At 58.8% G+C, this 255-nt stretch carries 1 protein-coding gene; it reads left to right on the forward strand.

Going from position 1 to position 255, the window contains the following annotated elements; translation table 11 throughout:
- Window positions 1-60: 60 nt before the first annotated feature.
- Window positions 61-255: hypothetical protein (locus PHA01_RS29205; protein WP_271899735.1), on the forward strand; the 195-nt coding region annotated here is incomplete at its 3' end.

Raw genomic sequence — 255 nt, forward strand, 5'->3', positions numbered from 1 at the left:
TGAGAGCCAATGCGAAAACCAGCGCGTCGGGAGGAGCGACCGAACGCAAAGGAAGCCAGCATGCTCCAGGTAATTGTACTTATATGCGCCGCGGGGATTTCGCCGCCCGAATGCCAGTCAGACACGGCTCTTGACGTCATCTACGGCCCTCACGTCAACAGCGCGATGATGTGTGGGATGCAGGGACAGTCCCTCGTCGCACGCAGCGTCATTCTGGGCCGTTCGTCCGACGAGTACATGAAGATCAGGTGCATG

Source organism: Candidatus Phyllobacterium onerii (assembly GCF_028331445.1).
In the GTDB taxonomy this organism is placed as follows: Bacteria; Pseudomonadota; Alphaproteobacteria; order Rhizobiales; family Rhizobiaceae; genus Phyllobacterium; species Phyllobacterium onerii.